The following is a 4,479-nucleotide window of genomic DNA, read 5'->3' as shown; positions in this document are numbered from 1 at the left end:
TATAAATTGAAACTACAATCTCTTCTTTAACAATGTTTTTGATTGTTTATTGATGAAATTAAGCTGCCCCTTTCTCGCCACCTCTTTCCTCAAAAAGGGCAATTAATCCTGTATTTTTTTGTTATCTGATAAACTTGATTAATAAGGTAATAAGGTTCATGTAATAGGGGTCATTGCCTCATTCTCTCTTAATTCTACGAAAATTTATTATCATTAATAATCCAAGTAACTGGAAAGATGATCGATTTTATGATTAGTTATCGTCCGCCTTTTCCTTTGTTCCGTTTAAAGTGTTTATACCACTGGCTTCTGGATGATTCCTCCTTTTGTTCCTCTTCCTGTTCCATCGGTACTTCAAACTGCTGCACGTCGGGCCGGATCTTTTCGATGATGGCGGCATGGTAATACTCCTGTTGCAGCCCGCGATACAGACTGTACACCATGATGATCAGAATAAAGGTAAAGGGTAGGCCGGTGGCGATGGAAGCGCTTTGCAGTGCCGTTAGTCCGCCGCCCAGAAGCAATGCTGCCGCAACCAATCCTTCCATAACGGCCCAGAAGATCCGCTGGGGCACCGGAGAATCGAGTTTGCCTCCTGAGGTGAGGTGGTCAACCACCAGCGAGCCTGAATCGGATGATGTTACAAAGAAGATGGTCACAAGAATGACTCCTATAAATGAGGTCACCTGGGTGAGCGGGAAATTTTCGAGCATCACGAAAAGCGCGGTAGAAACATTTTCTTCAACGGTGGTAGCAATATCGGCAATGCCCATACTTTCCAGATGCAGGGCCGAGCCGCCCAGTGTGGACATCCACAGGAAGGAAAGTAGGGTCGGCAGGATCATCACGCCCACGATGAATTCCCGCACCGTTCGTCCTTTCGATACACGGGCAATGAACATGCCCACGAAAGGAGACCAGGATATCCACCAGCCCCAGTAGAAGATGGTCCACAGGTTCTGCCAGTCGCTGCCTTTGGCACCTTCATAGGTTTCCACCCAAAAGCTGAGCTGGGGCAGATTCTGGAGGTAAAAACCGAGGTTCTGGGTAAAGGCTTTTAATATATAAACGGTTGGGCCTACAACGATCAGGAAAAGCATGAATATTCCCGCCATGTAGAGGTTGCCACTGCTGAGCCTTCGAACACCATTGTCCAGGCCGGCCACCACCGATAGGGTGGCAAAAAAGGTGATGATCCCGATAAGCAGCACGGCATAAATCGTTTCATCGGGAAAGCCGAACAGGTAGTTGAGGCCTGAAGCTACTTGCTTGACGCCGAGTCCGAGTGAGGTGGCCAGTCCAAAAAGGGTGGCCAGCACCGAGAGGATGTCAATGAGGTTGCCCCAGAAGCCATAGATCTTTTCGCCAAGCAGGGGATAGAAAATGGAGCGGATGGTAAGGGGCAGTCCGCGGTTATAGGCAAAGAATGCCAGTGAAAGGCCCACCAGGGCATAGATGCCCCAGGGATGCAATCCCCAGTGGAAATAGGTTACACCCAGTGCACCTTGGGCTGCGGACGGTGAATTTGCCGCCACATCAAACATGGGCGAGGGTGTGGAGTAATGAAATATGGGTTCTGCCACGCTCCAGAACATCAGGCCAATGCCCATTCCCGCGCTGATCAGCATGGCATACCAGCTAAACGTGCTGAATTCCGGCATCGCATCGGGTCCGCCGATTTTGATGTTGCCGTATTTGCTGGCTGCGAAGAGGATCATGACAATAACAAAAAAGTTGGCCGCCAGAATATACAACCAGCCGAAATTGTTGCCAATGCCATCCAGGACGCCCTGAAAGAAACTGACGGCCTGTTCTTTATAAATAAAAGTCAGCGCTATAAAAAGCAAAACAAGACCTCCTGCAATAAGGGATACCTGCGGATGCAGATCGAACCCGAACCGTTTCCAGTTCTTTTCACCGGGTACGTACCCCTTTGCATCATTGTAATAGGTGGCTTTGGGAACGATCTGCAGGCCGTAAAGTTTTTCCCGTTCCCTAATGGCTTTGTTTTGTTGCCTTTTCAGGTATTCACGGGCCATTTCAATGGCCTTGCTGTGATAGGTGTGTTCCTTTTTGCTGTTCTGCTTTTCCGCCATAAACAATCCTCCGTTTATATTAAATCACAACAAAATAAGTTCCCATAGATTTGACAGCATAAAAATATAAAATGATCGGGAATGTGAAAAATGATAGAATCAAAGGGCGTTGGCGGGAGGGAATTAGGGGCTATACCAGAAGGGAAACGAATTCCGCTTTCAGACGGGACAGATGTACGAATGAATGATTCTCACGGGTGTTATTACCTTATTTTATATTCGTGCATTTTTTGGCAGAAAAAAATGAAATGGATTCATTTCCAAATATTCACCTGCCGAAACATCTGTTTCATTTCCCCGTAAAAAATCATAATATAAAGGAGGAGTCAATCTATTCTGTGAGCATATTTTATTGTTTAAAACCATTTCATGATTTTTTTAAGCAGAGCTCTCAGATGTTTACTGTATAGTTAAAAGATGATTCAAAATGAAAAGTATTATATTCGCTATTCTTATACAATTGTTCTTGCCGCTCTGGGGGTTTTCACAGGAATCTTCAGGAAAAAAACTGTTAGAAAAGGCCGAGGAGCATTTCGCGGAGAGTAAAGACTCTGCACTGATTTTTGTTAACAAGGCCATCAGGCAGGCTAAAGCAAACAGTGATACAACCACTTATTATGAAAGCAATTTACTGAAAACCTACCTGCTAAAGAATACCGGCAGCAAAACAGAAGCATTGAAGCTTGCCCGCAAAATGCGGAATGAAGCCCGCAGGAATCGGGATAAAATTTATGAGGGCAAATACCTCAAAATGCTTGGCGAAATCAATCGTTCCATTGCTTCATTGGAAGCATCGTTATCCTTTCTTTATGAGGCCCTGAAAACATTCCGGAATATACAGAATGAAAAAGGAATAGCGGAAACTTACAACCGGCTGGCAGCAACCTGTTATGAACGGTCCGATCACAATAAGGCCCGGCAATACGCCGATAGCTCTCTGTATTTCAGTAAAGCCATAGGGGATTCTTCCCTGCTGGGCAGCAATTATGAGATTCTTGGTGCTATATACAGCTACAAGCGTTCGGATAAAGGTTTATATTATTTACAGAAAGCCAGGAAGATTTATCAAACGCATGCTCCGAATGATATTCCAAATGTACTGACCAATATCATGTTGCATTACGAAAGAAAAGGGGAGTATGAAAAGGCTATTGAATTGGGAAAGAAGGCACTTAAACTTGCGCGCAAACAAGGTGCCGGAGATCATATTGAAAATACCAGCATGCGTTTACATGATGCATACAAAGAAAAAGGTGATTATAAAAATGCCCTGGAATACCTTCAGATATATATCGATACAAAAGTTGACCAGTACAATCAAACACGAAATGATTTGGTTTCTTTTTATCACCAAAGATTTGAGGCGGAAAAAAAACAGCATCAGATTGAGATGCAAAAAAGGCGCCTTCAACAAAAGGAAACCCAGCAAAAATATTATTTGGCCGGAATGGGCGCACTTTTGCTGTTTCTGGCAGGTGGAGCGTTTGCGTATGGGAAGATCGTGCGCAAAAACAAAACCATGCAACTTCAGAGGGAAAAAATTGAAGAACAGCAGGCCGAGATCATGAAACAAAATGAAGTGCTCCAATCCACCAATAAAAGATTGGAAAGGGCAAACCAACTTAAACAGGACATGACCGATATGTTGGTACACGATTTAAAAAATCCGCTGAATATTGTTGTGAATCTGGCTGAAAAGCCTTTGGTGCAATCTGCGGGTCACACCATGAATAATTTGGTTATGAATATGCTCGATGTGAACAAGTATGAAGAAAATACACTCACTCCGGAACTGGCTGAATGCAACCTGAATCGGTTGATAAACAGTGCCGTGGAACAAATGCAGTATTATCTTGAAAGAAAGGAACTCACATTAAAGAATGATATCCCGGATGATGTATATGTACATGCCGACAGGCAATTGATCAAACGTGTTTTTGTGAATTTGTTGACCAATGCCATCAAATATTCCAGAGAAAACCAGCCTGTTGTCCTGAGCCTTGGAAATCAAATAAACCAGCAGGAAAACAGTTTTGTTGAGATCTCGGTCACCGATTATGGTATCGGGATTTCAGAAGCTTATAAAAACAAAATATTTGACAGATATTTCGGGGACAATCAAAATTCACAACAGTTAACCGGTACGGGTCTGGGCCTGGCTTTTTGCAAAATGGCTGTCGAAATTCATAACGGAACCATTGGGGTTGAGTCGGAAGAAGGAAAATATTCCCGTTTTTATTTTACCTTGCCACTGAAGCATAATTGATTTAAGGAGAAGCATGTGGAAGGAAGGAAATCACATCATGGGAATAGCCATTAATCCCGTTTTCAGACGGGACAAGTGGACGGATGAAAAATTTTCAAGGGTGTTATTACCTTACTT

At 43.7% G+C, this 4,479-nt stretch carries 2 protein-coding genes; one reads left to right on the top strand and one right to left on the bottom strand.

Going from position 1 to position 4,479, the window contains the following annotated elements; translation table 11 throughout:
- Positions 1 to 257: 257 nt before the first annotated feature.
- Positions 258 to 2,096, bottom strand: coding sequence for a BCCT family transporter (locus KGY70_17550; GenBank protein ID MBS3777007.1), 1,839 nt, complete (start codon positions 2,094 to 2,096; stop codon positions 258 to 260).
- A gap of 427 nt (positions 2,097 to 2,523) precedes the next feature.
- On the opposite strand from KGY70_17550, the gene KGY70_17545 reads away from it, so the two are divergent.
- A complete protein-coding gene (locus KGY70_17545) occupies positions 2,524 to 4,362 on the top strand; it encodes a tetratricopeptide repeat-containing sensor histidine kinase (GenBank protein ID MBS3777006.1) in 1,839 nt (612 codons plus the stop codon).
- Positions 4,363 to 4,479: the final 117 nt, after the last annotated feature.

The sequence above is a fragment of the Bacteroidales bacterium genome, assembly GCA_018334875.1.
Classification (GTDB): domain Bacteria; phylum Bacteroidota; class Bacteroidia; order Bacteroidales; family UBA12077; genus JAGXLC01.
Note: the sequence above shows the minus strand (reverse complement) of the source record. Positions and strands in the feature narration are given on the sequence as shown.

What these genes read in the sequence shown, in the direction of transcription:
- KGY70_17550 (MBS3777007.1), bottom strand. Translation starts at nt 2,096, where the DNA reads ATGGCGGAAAAGCAGAACAGCAAAAAGGAACACACCTATCACAGCAAG.
- KGY70_17545 (MBS3777006.1), top strand. Translation starts at nt 2,524, where the DNA reads ATGAAAAGTATTATATTCGCTATTCTTATACAATTGTTCTTGCCGCTC.